Source organism: Terricaulis silvestris, assembly GCF_009792355.1.
GTDB lineage: Bacteria > Pseudomonadota > Alphaproteobacteria > Caulobacterales > Aquidulcibacteraceae > Vitreimonas > Vitreimonas silvestris.
In genome coordinates this window covers 366,124-384,845 of sequence record NZ_CP047045.1, presented here as the reverse complement: position 1 = coordinate 384,845, position 18,722 = coordinate 366,124, and the positions used below count along the sequence as shown (strand labels likewise).

The following is an 18,722-nucleotide window of genomic DNA, read 5'->3' as shown; positions in this document are numbered from 1 at the left end:
GCTATATCCATCCCGACGGCGGTGCGTGCGTCGGCTGGCGTCGCTTATTGCGCCAAGGCGATCGAAGCGCGTTGGCGTTCAGACCTCGCGCGTGACGTCCGCTGTGACGCCGATGCGAGCGCTAGCGAACGTCGCCTTTGCCCCAAAGCGATCGCCACGGTCTGAGAATTTCTACTCGCCGGCGGGTGTTGGACGCCCCCGCACCTGATCCCGCGCTCATTCGCGCACTCGCGAAAGGATGGCGCTGGCGCGAGCTTTTGTTGCGCGGCGACTATGCGACGAGCACTGCGCTCGCACGCGAGGAAGGCATGACGCAGACCAGCCTGCATCGGTTTGTGCGCCTTGCTTATCTTGCGCCCGACTTGATCCGCGAAATCCTGGACGGCCGTCAGCGCCCCGGCCTCACGCTCGACCAGCTCTGCCGCGCCGACCTGCCCTTGGACTGGAGCGCGCAGCGGCGTCTCTTCTCGGCGCGCGGCGCCTCTTCCTCACGCACGCAGTCGAGCGCGAACCGCAAACCGAGACGGGCGAAACCCACCTGCTTCTCTTGCGGAAGGAGACAAAGGCCGCGTTCGAGCCCGAAATCGACGCACTACCCGGCTGCGGAGACTGCGCGCACTGAGAAAACGCGCGACATTGCCGGGGCTTACACCACTTGGACTTCACTCAGTGGGAAAGGCGATGACTGGGTGGCGGTGTGGGCAGTCCGGAGCGAACCGGTATCTGGCCCAAAGCCTGTTTAAACAGGCGAATACCGGGGTGAAATCGCTATTTTGCTGGGTTTTCGCACTCCAGCGCTGAGATTTCCCTTTAAAATAGGCCATTTGGCCCGCGCGAATTAAGTGCAGGAACAGGCGCATAAACGCCCGAGAACTGGATATTCCGCCGCGGTTTCAGGTGTTTGGCCTCGCAAATACCGGTTGAACGCCCTGTGGATAATCGCTATATTGTCGTCAACCTGAGACGGGTGAAACGGCGAGGTTGCGTGATGCTTCAGCGCCGCCGTTGCAGACCGGGCGGCTTGCGTGATGCCTGAAGCCCGGCCGAAAAGGCCCCAAGCCAAAGCGTGATGCGGACGGCGTGGTTCGAGTAAACCTCGGAGCACGTCGCTATTTGCGTTGGCGCGCTCCGAAGCTGTCGGAGCGCGCATGCGTAAGCTAAAAATTGTCTACAAACCCATTGAGGCGTTGCGCCCGCGCGCGGGAAATCCGCGCACGCACCCGCCAGAGCAAATTCAGCAACTCGTCAACAGCATCACGCGGTCAGGTTTCACCCAACCGCTGCTGGTGGATGAGTCCAACGGCGTGATCGCCGGCCATGGCCGCTTGACCGCCGCGAAGCTGCTTGGCTTTACCGCCCTACCAACCATTCTGCTGTCGGGGATGAGCGAAGCCGAGCTTCGCGCCTATGTCATCGCGGACAACAAGCTGGCCGAAAACGCGGGCTGGAGCCGCGAACTGCTGGCGATCGAATTCAAGTATCTCGAAGAGCTTGATTTCGATCTATCGCTGACCGGCTTTGCGGCGCCAGAAATTGATGTCGTGCTCGGCGCATTCGAAGCCGCCGGTGATGCGGCTGACGCGCTGCCGGCGTTGGAAGCGCGCGCGGTGACCCGCCCGGGCGATGTGTGGCTTAGCGGTTCGCACAAGCTTATCTGCGGTGATTCAACCAAAGCTGAAACCTACGCGAAGCTCCTAGGCGAAGCGCGCGCCGCTCTGGTGTTCGCCGACCTCCCGTTCAATGTACCTACTGATGGCCACATAGGCGGCGCTGGCGCCGTCAAGCATCGCGACTTTGCGATGGCGCGCGGTGAAATGTCCGAGGCTGAGTTCACCAGCTTCCTCACTATTATCTTTCGTCACCTCGCCGCCTTTTCCAAGGACGGATCGATCCATTTTCAATGCATGGATTTTCGGCACATCGGCGAAATGCACGCCGCCGGAAAGGCCGCCTATACCGAACTCAAAAATCTTGTCGTTTGGACCAAGACCAACGCCGGCATGGGCTCGCTGTATAGAAGTCAGCATGAATTGATTTTTGTGTTCAAGAGCGGCGCTGGGGCGCACACCAACAACATTCAACTTGGTCGCTATGGCCGCAACCGCAGCAACGTTTGGCACTATGCCGGCGTCAACGGTTTTGGCGCCGAGCGCGAAAATCTGAAATTGCACCCCACCGTCAAGCCCACCGCTTTGGTGGCTGACGCCATTCGAGATTGCTCAAAGCGAGGCGCGCTGGTGTTGGATCCGTGCGCGGGCTCCGGCACCACGTTGGTCGCGGCGCATAAGACCGGCCGCATCGGCGCCGGCATCGAAATCGATGTGTTCTATTGTGATGTGATTGTCCGGCGCATGCTGGCCGTGTGCGGGCTCAGCGCCACGCTGGAAGCCACCGGCGCGTCCTTTGAGGCTGTCGCCGCACAGCGCCAAGCTGAAGCCGTGGAGGCGCAGTCATGAGCGCCAACACACCAGAGCGGCGCGCCAACGGCACTTTCACCGGCTGTGGCTGCATCCATGGCCGCCGCGGCAAGTCCGGCAAGCGCAAGGCGCCGGCCCAGGCCAAAATCGATCCGCACGCGGAATTCTACGGGCCGATGGGGCTTCGTGATGCGAACGGCGTCGAGCGCCAGGAATCGGCGTTCGAGATTGCGTTCGCCGCCCACGTCGCCAAGGCGAAAAACAATGTCCGCTCAGCGCGGCACATTCTGAAGGAATGCCTTGAGGCGGGCGTCGTGGAAATGGCGGCGCGCACCAACGTGGTGGTTTGCCCGCCGGGGATGACGCTTGAAGTCGCCAGGCTGCTGATTGAGCGCCACGGCGGCACGGAATGGAGCCAGCGCCAAATCGATGCAGCAAGTGCAGCGCTGGCCAAGGGCGAGAGCAAGCCATGAGTCGACCCAAACGCGCGCGCAACAGAAAGACGATTGTCCGCGAAATGGCGCTGCGCAAGCGCCCGGTTCAAGTGGGCGATGAAGTCCAGCTCATGAATCTGGTTCAGTACGTCGTGTTCTGCCTGAAGCTGAAAATGATGAAGCCCGATCTCGCGGCCGAGAACGCGCTCAAGGACTTCTTCGCTCAGATCGGCGCCAGCGAACATCAAGGCGTGTTGCTCGCGCCGACGCTGCTTTCCAACGAGGATTGGGCCGCGCGCGAAGCCGCGCGCAATGCGAATGCAACGCCGCCGGCGCGAGACGATGACGAGGATCGCTCATGACCGAGTACACGCCCACCACCGAGGAAGCGCGCGCATTTGACGAAAACCTCGCGCGCGAAAGAGAGAACGCCGCGCGCACGCCCCCTACCCGCAACATCGGCGGTAAGGAGGTGGTGTGGGCGCCGCTGCAGACCAACGGCTCGCAAGAAGCCTTCATGAGCTGCACCTATTTCGAAGCGCTCTATCATGGCACCCGGGGACCTGGAAAAACCGACACGCTGTTGATGAGCTACGCCCAGCACGTCGGCAAAGGCTTCGGCCGCGCCTGGGCGGGGATCATCCTTCGCCAATCCTATCCGCAACTAGCCGACATCGTCGCCAAATCGGAAAAATGGTTTCCGCGCATTTTTCCTGGCGCGCGCTTCAATCGCTCGGCGATGACCTGGACCTTTCCCGGCGGCGAGCGGCTGTTGTTTCGCCACATGGCGCGGCCAGAAGATTATCTGAACTATCACGGTCACGAATACCCGTTCATCGGCTGGGAAGAGCTGACCAATTGGCCGAGTGATGAATGCTTCACGCGCATGATGGCGTGCTGCCGCAGCGCAACGATGGGCGTTCCAAAAATGGTACGGGCCACCACCAACCCGTACGGCCCGGGGCACAATTGGGTGAAGCAGCGCTATGAGCTTGCAGGGCGCTGGTGGAAAACCTCAATCGTGCTGGATCCTATTGGCCCCGATGGCAGGCGCCAGCATAGCCGCGCCGCCATCCACGGCCACATCGATGAAAACCATGTGCTGCTGAAAGCCGACCCGCTCTACAAGCAAACCATCATCAGCGCCGCCTCGAACCCGGCGATGGCCAAGGCCTGGCTCGATGGCGATTGGGATGTGGTCGCTGGTGGGCTGTTCGATGACGTTTGGGATCGGCGCCACAACATCGTGCCGCAGTTTCAGCCGCCGAAATCGTGGCGGATCAATCGTTCGTTTGACTGGGGTTCGTCAGCGCCCTTCAGCGTCGCCTGGTGGGCTGAGTCCGACGGCTCGGATGTGAAGATCGCCGGCCTGTGGCGCTCGACCGTGAAGGGCGACATCTTCCGGATGCAGGAATGGTACGGTTGGACCGGCCAGCCCAACCAGGGCAAGCGCATGCTCGCGGTCGACATTGCCCGCGGCATCGTCGAGCGGGAGCTGGCCTGGAATATCTATGACGTCGTACGCATGGGTCCAGCCGATAGCGCCATCTTCAACTTTGAGAATGGCGTTTCCATCGCCCAAGACATGAGCCGGCCAGTGCGCATCGGCGATAGCACCTATCCTGGCGTCCAATGGATCCCGGCCGACAAGCGCGACGGCTCGGTGGTGGGCGGCTGCGAAATGATGCGCAAGATGATGAAGCAAGCCCATCCCAACAAGGACGGGCGCCCGCGTGAATTTCAGGGCCTGTTCGTCACCGAGCTCTGCAAGGATGGCTTCCTGCGCACGGTGCCAACCATGGCGCGCGATGAAAGCGATTTAGACCGGCCAGATAAAAACGCGGAGGATCACGCTTGTGATGACACACGCTATCGCGTTCGCCAGGTCGGCAACATTGCCCAATCTGGAACGACTGTGGGGATGTTCTGAAGGAAGGCGCTTCGGCAACGCTGCAAGCGGCGGTCTTGCAGCGGATTCGGGCCATCCCGTCAAAATTCTTTGACGGCACGCATTCGCCGAGTGTGGCCACTGAGCATTCTCCAACCAGCGGCTGGTTTTGGTTGAAGTTCGGACGGAAGACCTTCGCCCTCACATCTCCGAAACATCCCAGGACTGGACCTTCGCTGTATGCTTCCCATGAGCGGACATTGATTTGGACATTAGCCAGAGGTCAGCGTGACGCCGCCGTCGAGATAGAGGATCACGCCGGTTGCGTAACCTGCCGCGCGCGAAGCTAGGAAGAGAGATGCCCCCGCCATATCGTCGGACGTGCCCCAGCGACAGAGCGGGATGCTAGCGAGTTCGGCTTCATAGCGTGCGCGATCCTCCAGCACGGATTTGGTCATCTTGCTTGGAAAGCGGCCTGGCGCGATGGCGTTGACCGCGATGCCACGCGCGGCGAACTCCTTGGCTAGCATCCGCGTCAAGTGATGCAGCGCACCTTTGGACAGACCATAGGCGTAGGTGCTCATCGATTCCGCGATCTCGCCGGCGACGGACCCAATGTTGATGATCCGCGCAGTTTCGCTGCCGCTGGCTGCCTTCTCGAGGCTCGGCGCGAGTGCGCGGGCGAGAAAAAATGGGGCTTTCAGATTGAGTTGAAACACCTTGTCCCAGGCCGCTTCGGGATAGGTTTCGAACGGCGCCAGCCACGACGCGCCCGAATTGTTCACCAAGATGTCGAGCTTGCCTTCTCGCATGGAAATTTCCTCGGCAAGCGCAACGCACCCGGCATCGGTTCCAAGATTCGCAGGCAGCGCGATGCATCGCCCATCCGACGCGATCTCGTCCGCCGCCCGCGCCAACGCGTCAGCATCGCGCGAGGCGATATAGACACGCGCGGCGCCGGCGGCGATAAACCCCTCCGTGATCATGCGACCAATGCCGCGGCCGCCGCCCGTGACGAGCGCGACCTTGCCATCAAGGCCAAACAACGATTGCAACGCACTCATAGAGTCATCCCCGCGTCGGCGACAAAATTGGCGCCGGTGACTTGCGCGGCGGCGTCACTCATCAGAAATGCGATCAGGCCGGCGGTCTCCTCCGCGCTGGCGTAGCGTCCGAGCGGCGTGCGCGACGCCAGAGTGTCGAATGCACTCCTTTCGCTGCCGGTTTGCTTAATAAGCCCTTTGAAGAAATCGGCATCACGGAAGAGCGGCGTCTCCACGCCGCCCGGAGCGATCGCGTTGACACGGATGCCGCGCGGCGCGGCTTCCAGCGCAGCGATCTTCGCGAGGTGAATGAGCGCCGCCTTCGAGGCGCCGTAGCCCGCCGTGTTCGGCGACGGTTTCACGCCCATGGAAGACGACACTAGAACGATCGCGCCGTCGTCGTTCATCAGCCGGAGCGCCGTGCGTAGCGTTAGAAACGCCCCCGTGAGATTTACGTTGATCACGCGCGACCACATCTCCGGCTCGAGTTCGGCGATCGGCATCATCGGATGTCCAATTCCGGCATTGGCGAGCGCCAGCTCAATCCGGCCGAACCGAGCGCCGATGCGCGCTTCAAAATCCGCCCAAAGCGCGACATCGCCGACATCACCGCCAGCGAGAACGGTCGGTCGCTCGAGCACTTCTGCCAACGCGGACAGCCGATTCGAATCACGATCGAGCAATGCCAAGCCTTCCGCGCCTTCAGCCACAGCCAATCGCGCGAAGGCCGCCCCGATCCCCGATGCAGCGCCCGTGATCAGCGCGATCTTGCCAGAGAAGCGTCCGCTCATGCGACGCGCACCAGAAGCTTCCCGACATTGGCGCCGTCGAACAGCATGTTGAGCGCGTCCGGCGCGTTGGTCAGGCCGTCGACAATGGTTTCTTCCGCCTTGATCTTGCCCTCGCGCACCCAGCCCGCGAGTTCGCGCGCAGCGCGCGGCCAAATTTCCGCGCAGTCGATCAGATTGAACGCTTGCAGCTTGAGGCGCCTGGCCATGATCGGCGCCCAATCGTAGCGCGTGCCGCCTTTGCCATTGTAGATCGAGATCATGCCTGAAAGCGCTATGCGGCCCCGGGCGTTCATGCGCGCGATTGCCGCTTCCATAATCTCGCCGCCGACATTCTCAAACAAAACGTCGACGCCGTCGGGCGTCGCAGCCTTCAGCTGTGCGCGGAAATCCTCGGCGCGATAGTCAACGCCAGCGTCGAAGCCGTACTCTTCGACAAGCTTGCGCGATTTCTCGGCGCCACCGGCAACACCAATGACGCGCGCGCCTCTTAGCCTTGCGATCTGCCCGGCGGCTGAGCCAACGGATCCGGCAGCTGCGGTGACGACGACCGTGTCGCCAGGTCCAACCGCCGCGACGTCGATCATACCGACGTAAGCGGTGACCCCGTTCGGACCACAAACGCCGAGAAACTTCTCCGGTGCGAGTCCCGCCACGCTCGGAATTTTCGTGAGACCCAGCGCGCCGCCCGGCTTCAGCACCGAATAATCCTGCCAACCGGTCATGCCGAAGACGAGATCGCCGGTCGCGTAGCCGTCAATATTGGATTGCACCACTTCCGCCAAGCCGCCGGAGCGCATGACCTCGCCGATCGCCACCGGCGGCATGTATTGCGGCACGTCTTTCATCCAGACGCGGTTGGTCGGATCGACAGAGAGAAACAGAGTGCGCGCCAGCACCGCGCCCTCCGGCGGCGACGGTGGCGCGCTTTCCTCGAGCGTGAAATCGTCGAGCGAGACGCGCCCTTCGGGCCGGCGCGCAAGCTTGAGCTGGCGATTGACGAGTTGAGTCATCGCGGATTCCTTCAGGTGGACCGCTTTAGTTGAACTGTCTCGACACGCTCACGCCGTACCTGCGTGGGGCGTTATAGTTGCGGTTGCCGGCGCCAAGGCCGGAGTTCAAACCTTGCACGACGTATTGCTCGTCGCTGAGGTTTGAGCCCCAGAGCGCGACTTCCCAGTTGCCATCCATCGAGCCGACGCCGAGGCGCGCATCGAACAACCAATACGACTCCGCCGCGATGATCGGATCGTTGAGCGCATCCTTGAACATGCCGTCGGCATAGTCCGCACCGACTTGCGCGCGGGCCAGGAGGTTCGAACCGACATTCCATTCATAAATGGCGCGCGCATTGAAGCTCATGCCCGGCGCGTTTGGAATCTCGTTGCCGGCGGGGATCGGACCGCCTGTCGTTTCGAATGCGCCAAGTTCGGTTTCTAGCAAGCCGAGGCCGGCCTGGAGCGTCAGGTTCTCAGTGGGCTCCCACGCCAGCGACGCTTCGAACCCAGATATCTCCGCCTCCGGCACGTTGCCGAGCGCCTGAACAGAAATCAGCCCGAGATCGACACGGATGAAGGTCTGCAGGTCGGAGTAGTCATAATAGAACGCGGAGAGTTCAGCGCGCAGGCTCGGGCCATGCCACTTGAGGCCGACCTCGTATGCGGTAAGTTCTTCAGGAGCGTACGGCACAAGCTGCGCATCCGTTTGCGTGACGCCGGTGAAAAAACCGCCGCTCTTCTGCCCACGCGAGACACTTGCATAGAGCAGCGTGTCTGCGTTCACGCGATAGTCGAGGCCAGCGCGCCAGGAGACGAATTCGTCCTCTATGCCGATGTCGGCAAACGAAAGTTGGCACGGCAGCGCAGCGCCTGGACACGTGGGATTCATCGCCACCAGTGCGCTCAGCCCGAACGGGTTCTGATCCAGCGTGCCGCCAACATAGTCTTTCTCCTCCGTTGTGAAGCGAACGCCGGTGATGAGATCGATGCGGTCCGTCAACGCCCATTCGGCCTGGCCGAACGCCGCAAGCGACGTCGATTCCTGATCAGCGCTGATAAGGACTTCGGTGCCGAATAGGTCATCGAGGAAACCGGGCGTGCGCAGCGTTATGTCGTCGCTCGAATAAAACGCGCCAACGATCCAATCTAGCCCATCATGCTCGCCGCTCAGCCGCACTTCCTGCGTGAACTGCTTTACCCAATCGAGCTGATTGAACTCGAACTGGCGCGCCGGTGACGCGTCGGGATCGGTGTAAAAATCGCGCTCGAAATCGATGTAGCCGGTGACAGACGTCAGCGTGGCGAAACCGAGATCACCTTCGATGCGCGCCGTCGTGTTGGTCTGATCGATGTCGTATTGGTTTTGCCGCACCCAGTCGCCGGTGAAAGGATCGCCGTCGGTGTCGGTGTAGCCAAGAAAATCCGTACATTGCGTCGGATCGAGTTGGCCGGCCAGCACCGGATCACAGGTGAAGTTCGGTGGCGAACCGGTCAGGAAACTGACTGTGCCGAAATGTTCGCCAAATCCCATTTCCGAACGCTGGCGCAGTCCCTCGATCTTGAGATTCGCATCCCAATTCTCGCCCAAGCTAACCGCGAGTTGCGCGCGCGCTTGCCAAGCATTGTGCTCGCCAATGGTTTCGCCTGGCAGCAACCGGCTTTCCCAGAACCCCTCGCCCTGATCCACATACCGGCCCGAAACGCGGAATGCCGCGTTCGGTCCGAGTGGCAGGTTGAGCATCGCTTCGGCCTCCGCGCGTTCGAAACTGCCGTAGCCGCCGAATAGGCGCGCCTCGAAATGATCCGCGGGACGCGCGCTCAGCACGTTGATAGCGCCAGCCGTCGTGTTGCGGCCGTAAAGCGTGCCCTGCGGGCCGCGCACTACCTCGACGCGCTCGAGGTCAAAGAAATCGAAACTCATCAGCGCGAGCGACGAAAGCGGCACTTCGTCGATGTAGATACCGGCAGCCGGATTGTTGGTGGAGCTAAAATCGTCGAGGCCGACGCCCCGTATGGCGATCACCGGAATAGCGCCCGGAATCTGCTCCTTGATCGAAACGTTCGGCAATGCAGCGTTCAGATCGCGCAATTGCTCGATGCGCTGCTCTGTCAGCGTCTCTTGCGACAGCGACTGCACCGCGATGCCAACGTCGAGCACATTCTGCTCACGCTTTTGCGCTGTGACGATGATTTCGTCGCTGTCGTCACTCTCTTGCGCCATCGCCGGTGCTCCGGCGCACCACATCAAGGCAAACACCGAAGCCGCTGTTCCCCAGAACCGGCCGCGCGCATGGATCGACATCGAAACCCTCCTCCCTCAACGGCGTAACCTGCCGTTTCACTTGTGCTTTCCCGGCTTCGCGGAAATTTGACACCAGCGTATGTTTCCATGTCTGCACGTCCAAATAACGCTTGTCAACGTTTTTGACGTTGGAGTATGTTCGACTACGTTGATGACAGGAGCAGTTCGTGGCCAAGCCGGGCCAGAAGCACGAGAAACACTCCGCGCAGGCGCGTCCCGGCCTCGCGGCCAAGCGCGCGTCGAAGCGCGAGGTGGCTCTCGATCAGGCCGCACGTCTTTTCAACGAGCGCGGCATCGCATCGACTGGCATCGCCGACGTCGCCGCGGCAATGCAGGTCACGCGCGCGGCGCTCTATTATTACTTCGACGAGCGCGACGACCTGGTGTTCCAGACTTACGAACGCGCCTGCCAGATCGCGGCCGGCGACCTAGAAGCCGCCGACGAAGACGGCGGCAACGGTCTGCAAAAAACGCTCGCCTTCGCCCGCCGTGCGCTCACGCCGGAACGCACGCCTGTCGCGGTGCTGAGCGAGGTTGAACATCTGAAACCAGCGCAGCGCCAGATCATCGCGCGCGCCGCCGCGCGTAACACGCGCGCGTTGCGCGGCTTCATCGAGCGGGGCGTCGAAGACGGCTCCATTCGCCCCTGCGACGCCGAAGCCATGGCGCAGACTATCACCGGTTTCGTCTCCTGGATCCAGATCACGCCGACCTGGCTCAACTCGCAGGAAACCGAACAGCGCGCCCGCGATTCGGTTCAGGTGCTTGAGTTACTGAGACGCGGCGTCGGCGCGCCCGGCGTGCAAGTGCCGCCGGTCCATGTCGATGTGAACGAGCTGCGGACGCACTACGATAACCTGTTCGACCGCGATGCGGCGGCGGCCGCAAAAATAGAAACGCTGCTTGCCACGGCCTCTCGCCTATTCGGCCGTCGCGGCATCGACGGCGTTTCGTTGGACGACATCACCGCCGAACTCGGCGCCACCAAGGGCGCGCTCTACCACTATTTCGAGGATAAAACCGATCTCGTGCGCGGCTGCTACGAGCGCGCATTCGATCTCTACGACGCCATCACCGCGCGCGCGGAAAAACTCGGCCAAACTGGTCTCGAGCAAACCGTGATCGGTGTTCACCTCAACACCCAGGCTCAAGCTGGCTCGCTTTCGCCGCTTGCGCCGCTTGCGGGTCTGCGCGGACTACCCGACGACCTCCGTGACTCCCTCAATGCGCGTGCGACACGGATCTCGAAGCGTTACGAAGCCATGGGCCGGCGCGGCGTCAAAGATGGCACGCTCAACATTGACGACATCCAGGCGGCCGCGCGCTCGGGCGCCGGCCTCTTCGCGTGGATTCCGAAATGGCGGCGCGAGAACGACGCGCTAAGTGCGCGCGCGCTCGGCGATGAAGTGGTGCGCCTTTATGTCCGCGGACTCGCCGCATGACTACCGCAGCTCACGCAATCCGCATTGATGGCGAAGTCGCGCCCGGCTTTGAACCCGTTCGAGATGCTTTCGCTGCAAATTTCCAACGCGACGAGTGGCAGCGCGACCTCGGCGCTTCGCTCTGCGTCTACCGTCGCGGCCAGCGCGTCGTCGATCTCTGGGGCGGCTGGCGCGACGCAGCGCGGACACAAGTTTGGACCCGCGACACGCTGGCCAACGTCTACTCGACCACCAAAGGCGTCGTCGCGATTGCATTCGCCATTGCTCATGACCGTGGCCTGATCGACTACGAAGCGCCGGTCTATCACTACTGGCCCGACTTCGCCGCCAACGGCAAAGAGCGTGCGACGGTTTCGCACGTGCTCTCGCACCAGGTGGGCCTCCCAGGCTTCGTTGCGCCAACGGCCTCCGAAGACATCTACGACTGGGACGGCTGCTGTGCGAAGTTGGCCGCACAGGCCCCGGCGTTTCCGATCGGCGAAAACACATGCTATCATGCCGGCACGTTTGGATTCCTCGCCGGCGAAATTTTCCGCCGCGCCGTGGGCGAAAGAGTCGGCGCTTTCATCGCGCGTCAGATCGCCCGTCCGCTCGAAGCCGACATTCATCTTGGCAACGCCGCGAAGTATGAAGCGCGTATCGCGCCAATGATTGGGCCATCGATCGAAGTCGATCTAGCGGCGCTTGGCCTCTCCAAGATTGCGCTGATGGCGATGAGCAACCCCTCGCTCGATCCAGCGCAGGCCAACACCAGCGCCTGGCGCGACGCTGAACTCCCCGCCATGAACCTCCACGCCACCGCCGACGGCATCGCGCGCGTGTTTGGTGCAGTCTCAAACGGCGGCGAACTGCACGGCGTGCGGCTACTCCGCCCCGCCGCAATCGCCGCGATGAGCGAGGTGCAATGCGAACGTACCGACCTGTTGCTTGGCTTCGCGGTGCCGTGGGGTCGGGGCGTTGCACTGAATGCCACCGGCATTTTCGGCGCCAACCCACGCGCGTTTGGTCACACCGGTTGGGGCGGTTCGTTTGGCTATGCCGATTTGGCGACGGGTGTTGGCGCCGCCTACGTCATGAACCGCATGGGCCCGGAGCTGGTCGGTGACGCGCGCGCCGTCGCGCTGGCGCAAGCGATCTCAACCTGCGCTTAAGCGGAGCCCGAGATGGATCTCTCATTCAGCGCCGAAGAGCACGCCTTTCGCGACATCGTGCGCGCCTTCTTCGAAACTCATCTCACGCCGCGCTTCCGCCGCGCCGGCGATCTTCTGACTAGCGTCTACGCCGATCCCGAGATCGCGCGCGAGTGGCAGGGCGTGCTGCACCGACAAGGCTGGGCCGCGCCGGCATGGCCAAAGGCTTACGGCGGCTGCGACTGGACGCGAGTCCAATACATGATTTTCGCCGAGGAGCGCGCCCGCGCCGCTGCGCCGCCTTTGTCTCCAATGGGCGTCGGCATGATAGGTCCGGTTCTCACGCACTATGGGACCGACGCGCAAAAGGCGTTCTTCCTGCCAAGGACGCTGAGCGCCGAGATCTTTTGGTGCCAAGGTTATTCAGAACCGGACGCGGGCTCGGACCTTGCGTCATTGCGCATGCGTGCCGACGACGCCGGCGACGATTTCATCTGCAATGGCATCAAGACGTGGTCTACCTACGCGCACGCCGCGAACTGGATCTTCTGCCTGGTCCGCACCACAGCGGGCGAGCGCCCACAACAGGGTATCACTTTCCTTCTGATCGACATGGCGACGCCCGGTGTCGAGGTGCACCCGATCATTTCCCTGACTGGCGAGCACATTCAAAACGCGATCTATTTCACTGATGTGCGCGTGCCGAAAGCCAATGTCGTCGGCGCCATCGGCGGCGGCTGGGCGGTCGCCAAGCACTTGCTCGAGTTCGAACGCGGGGGCGAAGTCGGCGCGCCGATGCTGAGCAAGTTGCTCTCCGACGCGATCGCCGCGGCGCGCAGCGCACCGAACGGCGCAGGCGGCGCCGTGGCGGACGATCGCGCATTCGGGGCGAAGCTTGCGCGGGCTCAGATCGAGGTTGCCGCGTTCGAAATGATGGAGCGCAAATTGTCACTCAGCGCGGCGCGCGGCCCGGCGGATCCCTCGATGGTCAAGGTGCTCTTCACAGAACTTAGCCAGCGCATCACCGAACTCGCGCTTGAAGCCGCGGGTCCCTACGCCCTACCTTTCCAACCCCACGCCGCGTGCCCCGGCGGCCCCGTCCCTGGTCACCACCCGCCCAACGACGACTTCATCGCCGGTGAGGTGTGGCAAGCCATCGCACCGCTCAAATATCTCAACGACCGCGCCGCCTCGATCTATGGCGGCTCCAACGAGATCCAACGCAACATCATGGCTAGAGTGCTGTTCTAGTGCTTGTTAGCCAATTCCTCTGAAAACACTCGGCGCCTTAAACGTGCACGGGAATGTCCGCTTCGGACTTTTTCCAAGCCCAGGGCTGGTCCGGATTTGCCCAATACCGAAATAGTGAGATCGACGAGCTACGTCCGAGTTCGGATGCCAAACAGCCATTGCCGTGTTTTCGCCGAGCGACAGGAATGGGCCAGCGTAGGTCACCGCATCAATTTTCTCGAGTGGCCGGCGCGCTCCTATCCGGCCGATGGCGCGCTGCCCCGAGAGGGGCGCGGATGTGGGTGCGGCAAAATAGAAAAGGGTCGCACAGCCGGCGGCCCTTTTTTGTCAGTCCGATTCTCAGTAGATCACAGGAGGCGTCCCCGCATCCGCTATACGTTGCACGCGCCAAGTGAAGGTATAGCCGCCGAGGCGCACTGATTCAGAAACGTGATCGCCGACGTTCGGCATGGCGGCGAGCAGTTCTTCGCTCGAGTAGCTTATCGTGCGCCCGCCGATCAAATCGTCCTGGCATTCCACGCCGGAGGGCAGATCGTCGGGTAAACAAGCCGAAGGCGTCCACGCGCTATCGGATTCATAAAGTTGCACATCGAAGTTGAAGGGACCGCCGATGCCTTGCGTCTCGCACTGCCATCCGTAGAGCGATCCGTTCCGATGATGAACCGGCTCGAATAGTGGGGCCAGACACCAACGCCCTTCGGGGATATTCCTGGTTTCGCCCGTGTCGAAGTCCCCGAAGATCGTGGAGTGGCCAAACTTGTTCAACGCACGGTTCCCGAACACCATGTAGACTTCGTCTGACCCAGGCCAGTCGCGACCAGTTTCGTCATTCGCGTAGAGGCGCTCCGCTGTGACGATGTAGCGCGGCGTCGATTCCAATTGCGCTTCCGGCGCGATGACTTGCGCTCGTGGCGCGGCTTGCCATTGGCCGAAGGTCGTCTGTGCTTGGGCGGCTCCCGCCGCGAAGGCCACCACCGACAGGATGCCGAGTGCGGCGTATTTGAGCTTTGTCATGGCGTGTCTCCTTGACGCGTCTTGACTTCTTTATGGAGAGGCGAGACGTGACCGGCTGCGACTAAGGTCACGATAACGCGGCGAGCCGGTAAAGCGGGACGATGCGCACGCTAACAAGGGGCCGAGATGGGTGAGCTGTGCGCCATCCGACATTTTCATGAATGACCCGCCGCGCTCGGATCCGGTCAGTGACCCCTGGCCGCTGGAGCGGCGCGATGTCGCCGACTGCGGCTGTTGAGCCCTCATTGGCGAGCGTCGGTTTTCAGGTCCTGACCGGACGCAACGGAAGCGCGTCGCCATCGCTCAAACATCCCAATAGCGGATGTTGCGCTCGCCTTCATAACGGCCGCTGGCGACTTCAGATCCAATCGCGCCGAGTTGCAATCAAATAGCCCTGAGCAGACCCGTTCAAACGTCGCTTCGTGGCTAGCCGTCGCCCTCCGGATCAAAATAGCTGCCACCGGCGCGGTAGCGTTCCAGCCGCTGCAGTTCACGAGGGTCGATCTTGGCGCGCCACGTGGACACGCCGTTCCGCAGGTCGGCCGGCGTCAACACCAAGGGCGCCCATGCTGGTGCGCCGATCATGTTGTGAAGTGTGTAAGTCATGCGCGGACCGTCGTCGAAATCGAACTCCATCAGGCCCACATTGACGCTTCGCGTGTAAGTCGGCCGGATGCGGACCTCTGGCATTTGATCGACGAAGTCGCTGTCAGGGAAGTTGGCGAGCGGCGACGAGCAGAAGTCATAGAGATCGTAGCCGCCCTGTTCCGAGCGCGGCACGCAGTTCAGTTCGCCCATGTGGCTGTCGCCAGAAATGCCGAACACGCCTTCGATGTGGTTGTCGCGAATGAAGCCGAGAAGCTCGTCGCGCTCAGACGTGTAGACCGCCCATGAATCGCCGCCACGTTCGGCTTTCGAGAAGCCGCCGCCCGAGACCAGCACCTTGAACGGCGCACGGCTGGCGCGGAGCTGATCCTTGAGCCACGCCTTTTGCTCGGCGCCGAGCATGGTCTTGTCGGCGCCTTCGTAGTCGGTCGGATGGCGATTGTAGCGCCCATCGAGGAAGAAGAAGTCGACGCCGCCATACTCGTACTTGAAGAAGATGCCCGGCGTTTGCGGCAGGCCGTAGGATGGGTTGGCCCAGTACGTCTTGAAGAGATCGAGCGCTTGCGTGCGGATCGGATTATTGCGGTCGCTGTCGTTGAGCGCGAAGTCGTGGTCGTCCCAAATCGCCAGAGACGGCGTTGAGCGGATGAAAGGCTTCAGACGTTCGATCTCGCGCTGGCGACGGTAGAGGTCGGCGAGCGCGGCTGGTTCGGCGCTATCGGCGTAGATGTTGTCACCAAGGAAGAACATGAGGTCTGGCTCAAGCGCCTGGGCGACGGTGAAGATGCGCTGGTCGGTGTCAATCTGCAGCCGGGCGCACGAGCCGAACGCTACACGGAAGCGCGCGCGACCGCGTGGCGCTGTCTTGGTGCGGTACGGCAGCGGTTGGTAGCGATCGGTGACGCCGTCGAACTTGAAGCGGTAGAAGTACGCCGTTGCCGGCGTGAGCTCCTCGATCTGTGGTGCGACGCAGAAATCGTTGCCGGCGTTCGACTCCATGGGCGCCGAGGCGCGGACGTCCGCGAAGTCGCGGCGCGTGGCCGCCTCGAGGATGACATCGAACGTCCCGCTGGTGCGCACCCAGACGCGAAGTGACGTCGGCGTCGGCGCACCAACCATCGGGCCCTGCAGCGTGCGCGGGTAGCCCAAAGTTTGCGCCCAAGCTGCTGGTACGAACGGAAACGATGCTGCGATCAATCCAGCGTGCTTCAGCAGGGAGCGGCGGTGTGTCGTCATGCTTTCGCTCTTTCTGAGTCGAGACTTGCGCCTGCGGCTCGCATTTCGGCGGTGAGCGGCGCGATCAGCGCGGGCGCGCCGGCGCAGACGCTGCCGCCGTGAAGCTTCAGTGGATTGCCGTCGGCATCGGTCGCCGCGCCGCCGGCTTCAATGATGATGCCGACGCCTGCGGCCATGTCCCATGCGGCGACGATGCGCTCGACGTAAGCGTCCCAACGGCCGCACGCGACGTAAGCGAGATCGACGGCGGCAGAGCCGGTGCGGCGCACGCCGGTGGCTTTGCGCGAGAGCCGGCCCATCTCTTCACGGAAAAGGTCGTGGCCTGGTTTCCCTGCGTGCGGAATGCCGAAGGCGATGACGGCGTCTTCGATGCGCGTCTTGTCGCTGACGCGGATCGGCTTGCCGTTCAAAAACGCGCCCTTGCCCTGCTCGGCCCACAACAACTCGCCGAGCACCGGCATGTTGATGACGCCTGCGAGCACCTCATCGCCACGCGCAAGCGCAATGCAGGTGCCGAACAGCGGCGCGCCCCAGAGGAAGTTGGTGGTGCCGTCGAGCGGATCGACCAGCCAGGTGAGATCGGAATGTTCGCCGCCGACGCGGCCGCCTTCTTCGCCGTGGAAGGCGTAGTCCGGCGCATGCTCGGCGAGGATCGCCTTGATCGTGGCTTCGGCGCGTAGATCGGCCTGGCTCACGAAATCAGGGCCGATCTTGTTTTGAACCACCAGCTCAGTGCGGACACGGGCGGAGTCGGCCACAAGCCCCTCGCCCGCTGCGCGTGCGGCTTCGGACATGGCGGTGAGGAGCGGGCTCATCAGTCGCGCAGCTTCGCGCGCCACAGTGTGGCGGCGAGCACCATGGAGACGATCGACGACCCCAGCCAAAACCAGATCACGGGACCGAAATCATAAACGCGATCGGCGCCGACCATGTGCGAACTCTGGTCGATCATGACGCCGCTGATGTTCTCCTGGATGGCGGCGCCGATATAAGAGAAGACGCCGATCACGCCCATGGCCGCGCCAGCGACGCGCTTGGGGCAAATATCGACAGCAAATAAACCACCGAGCGAGGCGACGAGACCCGTCAGGCCAAGGCCGAACAGAACCATGCCGATGGTCAACGTCACAAGGTCGGTGGGGCCGAAGAAAATGAGGACAAGGCCGATAATCTCGACGATCGAGAACAACAGGTTGGCCGGCGGACGCCGTGCGTTGAAGAACTTGTCGCTGATCACACCGTAGAGCAGCGACCCGGCGATGCCAGCGAGCGTCGAGATCATCAGCATCGTGCCGGATGCGATTTCGTCAAATCCGCGCGCCTCTTGCAGGTAGAGCGGCCCCCATGAGTTGATGGCGTAGCGCGTGATGTAGTTGGCGAGGCTGGCCAGCGCGAGAATCCAGATCGTCGGGATGCGCAAGATCGAGAATTGCAGCGCCAGCGTACTCTTAGCCTTGGAGGATTCACTTTCGGGCAGGTGATCGTTCTTCCAATCCGCAACCGTGGGCAGGCCCATGGTGCGCGGGCGATCGCGGACCATGAGCCACATCATGGCGGCGGCGCCAAAGCCGATCATCGCCGGTACGAAATAGCCCCAGCGCCAGCCAAAATACGCAACGACGGAGCCGATGACGAAGAAGGTCAGTCCTTCGCCGATCGAGTGCGCTGTGCTCCACAGGCCGTAGGCGCGGCCGCGCTCCTTGTTGGAGAACCACGACGTCATTGCCACGACGCCCCCCGGCGCGCCGAAGCCTTGGAAGTACCCGTTGAGCCCCCAAACAATCGCGGCGACGAGGACCGTGTCGGCAAAGCCCATGGCGACATTGCAGACCGCGGTCATGAGAAAACCGAACGTCAAGAACACGCGCATGTTGGAGTGGTCGGCAAAGAATCCGTTGGTGAGCTTGCCGAGTGCGTAGGTGTAGAACAGCGCCGAGCCGATCAGACCGAACTCCGCCGGCGTGAAGATGCCGGCGTCTATCATTGACGGCTTCACCATGCCGATGGCGAGGCGGCAGGTGTAGATCAACCCGTAGCCGACGGTGATGGCGAACATCACGCGCCAGCGCGTCGACTTGAAAATGCGGTCGATCTCTTTTTGATCGCCGATCAGCGGCGCGTCGGCCGCTGTCGCGAACGCCTTTAGTAATCCACCCGCCACGCGCTTCCCCCC

Annotated in this window: 15 protein-coding genes; 7 read left to right on the top strand and 8 right to left on the bottom strand. The window is 62.4% G+C overall.

Annotation, left to right across the window (positions count from 1 at the left end; genetic code table 11):
• Positions 1-1,148: 1,148 nt before the first annotated feature.
• Genes DSM104635_RS01835 through DSM104635_RS01820 form a run of 4 tightly spaced genes read left to right on the top strand, consistent with a single transcriptional unit; the run spans position 1,149 to position 4,781 of the window.
• The gene (locus DSM104635_RS01835) at positions 1,149-2,456 is read left to right on the top strand and encodes a site-specific DNA-methyltransferase (RefSeq protein ID WP_158764559.1); all 1,308 of its coding nucleotides are present in this window, start codon (positions 1,149-1,151) and stop codon (positions 2,454-2,456) included.
• Positions 2,453-2,890 carry a hypothetical protein gene (locus DSM104635_RS01830; protein WP_158764558.1) on the top strand — a complete coding sequence of 146 codons (438 nt, stop codon included), beginning with the start codon at positions 2,453-2,455 and terminating at the stop codon, positions 2,888-2,890. The genes DSM104635_RS01835 and DSM104635_RS01830 overlap by 4 nt, the downstream gene beginning before the upstream one ends.
• Positions 2,887-3,213, top strand: coding sequence for a hypothetical protein (locus tag DSM104635_RS01825; protein ID WP_158764557.1), 327 nt, complete (start codon positions 2,887-2,889; stop codon positions 3,211-3,213). Before DSM104635_RS01830 ends, DSM104635_RS01825 begins: the two co-directional genes overlap by 4 nt.
• Positions 3,210-4,781 (top strand): terminase large subunit domain-containing protein, encoded by a 1,572-nt coding sequence (locus DSM104635_RS01820; RefSeq protein ID WP_158764556.1) that lies wholly within the window; start codon positions 3,210-3,212, stop codon positions 4,779-4,781. The genes DSM104635_RS01825 and DSM104635_RS01820 overlap by 4 nt, the downstream gene beginning before the upstream one ends.
• Positions 4,782-5,011: 230 nt before the next feature.
• Here the strand turns inward: DSM104635_RS01820 and DSM104635_RS01815 are convergent, their stop codons facing one another.
• The 4 genes from DSM104635_RS01815 to DSM104635_RS01800 are packed head-to-tail and all read right to left on the bottom strand — an operon-like array spanning position 5,012 to position 9,870.
• Positions 5,012-5,803 carry an SDR family oxidoreductase gene (locus DSM104635_RS01815; protein WP_158764555.1) on the bottom strand — a complete coding sequence of 264 codons (792 nt, stop codon included), beginning with the start codon at positions 5,801-5,803 and terminating at the stop codon, positions 5,012-5,014.
• Positions 5,800-6,573: an SDR family NAD(P)-dependent oxidoreductase gene (locus DSM104635_RS01810; protein ID WP_158764554.1), complete on the bottom strand. Its 774-nt coding sequence runs from the start codon at positions 6,571-6,573 to the stop codon at positions 5,800-5,802. Before DSM104635_RS01810 ends, DSM104635_RS01815 begins: the two co-directional genes overlap by 4 nt.
• Positions 6,570-7,583 (bottom strand): NADP-dependent oxidoreductase, encoded by a 1,014-nt coding sequence (locus tag DSM104635_RS01805; RefSeq protein WP_158764553.1) that lies wholly within the window; start codon positions 7,581-7,583, stop codon positions 6,570-6,572. Before DSM104635_RS01805 ends, DSM104635_RS01810 begins: the two co-directional genes overlap by 4 nt.
• A gap of 25 nt (positions 7,584-7,608) precedes the next feature.
• On the bottom strand, positions 7,609-9,870 hold the full coding sequence (locus DSM104635_RS01800; protein WP_158764552.1) for a TonB-dependent receptor: 2,262 nt from the start codon (positions 9,868-9,870) through the stop codon (positions 7,609-7,611).
• 167 nt (positions 9,871-10,037) lie between these two features.
• Here DSM104635_RS01800 and DSM104635_RS01795 point away from each other — a divergent pair, with 167 nt between their 5' ends.
• The 3 genes from DSM104635_RS01795 to DSM104635_RS01785 are packed head-to-tail and all read left to right on the top strand — an operon-like array spanning position 10,038 to position 13,693.
• Positions 10,038-11,312 (top strand): TetR/AcrR family transcriptional regulator, encoded by a 1,275-nt coding sequence (locus DSM104635_RS01795; protein WP_158764551.1) that lies wholly within the window; start codon positions 10,038-10,040, stop codon positions 11,310-11,312.
• Positions 11,309-12,463, top strand: a complete 1,155-nt coding sequence (locus DSM104635_RS01790; RefSeq protein WP_158764550.1) for a serine hydrolase domain-containing protein — start codon at positions 11,309-11,311, stop codon at positions 12,461-12,463. The genes DSM104635_RS01795 and DSM104635_RS01790 overlap by 4 nt, the downstream gene beginning before the upstream one ends.
• A 12-nt stretch (positions 12,464-12,475) precedes the next feature.
• The gene (locus DSM104635_RS01785) at positions 12,476-13,693 is read left to right on the top strand and encodes an acyl-CoA dehydrogenase family protein (RefSeq protein WP_158764549.1); all 1,218 of its coding nucleotides are present in this window, start codon (positions 12,476-12,478) and stop codon (positions 13,691-13,693) included.
• A gap of 339 nt (positions 13,694-14,032) precedes the next feature.
• On the opposite strand, the gene DSM104635_RS01780 is transcribed toward DSM104635_RS01785, so the two are convergent.
• The 4 genes from DSM104635_RS01780 to DSM104635_RS01765 form a co-directional block, all read right to left on the bottom strand.
• Positions 14,033-14,707 carry a hypothetical protein gene (locus DSM104635_RS01780; protein WP_158764548.1) on the bottom strand — a complete coding sequence of 225 codons (675 nt, stop codon included), beginning with the start codon at positions 14,705-14,707 and terminating at the stop codon, positions 14,033-14,035.
• A gap of 426 nt (positions 14,708-15,133) precedes the next feature.
• Positions 15,134-16,549, bottom strand: a complete 1,416-nt coding sequence (locus DSM104635_RS01775) for an alkaline phosphatase D family protein (RefSeq protein ID WP_158764547.1) — start codon at positions 16,547-16,549, stop codon at positions 15,134-15,136.
• Positions 16,546-17,364, bottom strand: a complete 819-nt coding sequence (locus tag DSM104635_RS01770) for an inositol monophosphatase family protein (protein WP_158764546.1) — start codon at positions 17,362-17,364, stop codon at positions 16,546-16,548. Before DSM104635_RS01770 ends, DSM104635_RS01775 begins: the two co-directional genes overlap by 4 nt.
• Positions 17,364-18,710 carry an MFS transporter gene (locus DSM104635_RS01765; protein ID WP_158764545.1) on the bottom strand — a complete coding sequence of 449 codons (1,347 nt, stop codon included), beginning with the start codon at positions 18,708-18,710 and terminating at the stop codon, positions 17,364-17,366. Before DSM104635_RS01765 ends, DSM104635_RS01770 begins: the two co-directional genes overlap by 1 nt.
• Positions 18,711-18,722 lie beyond the last annotated feature (12 nt).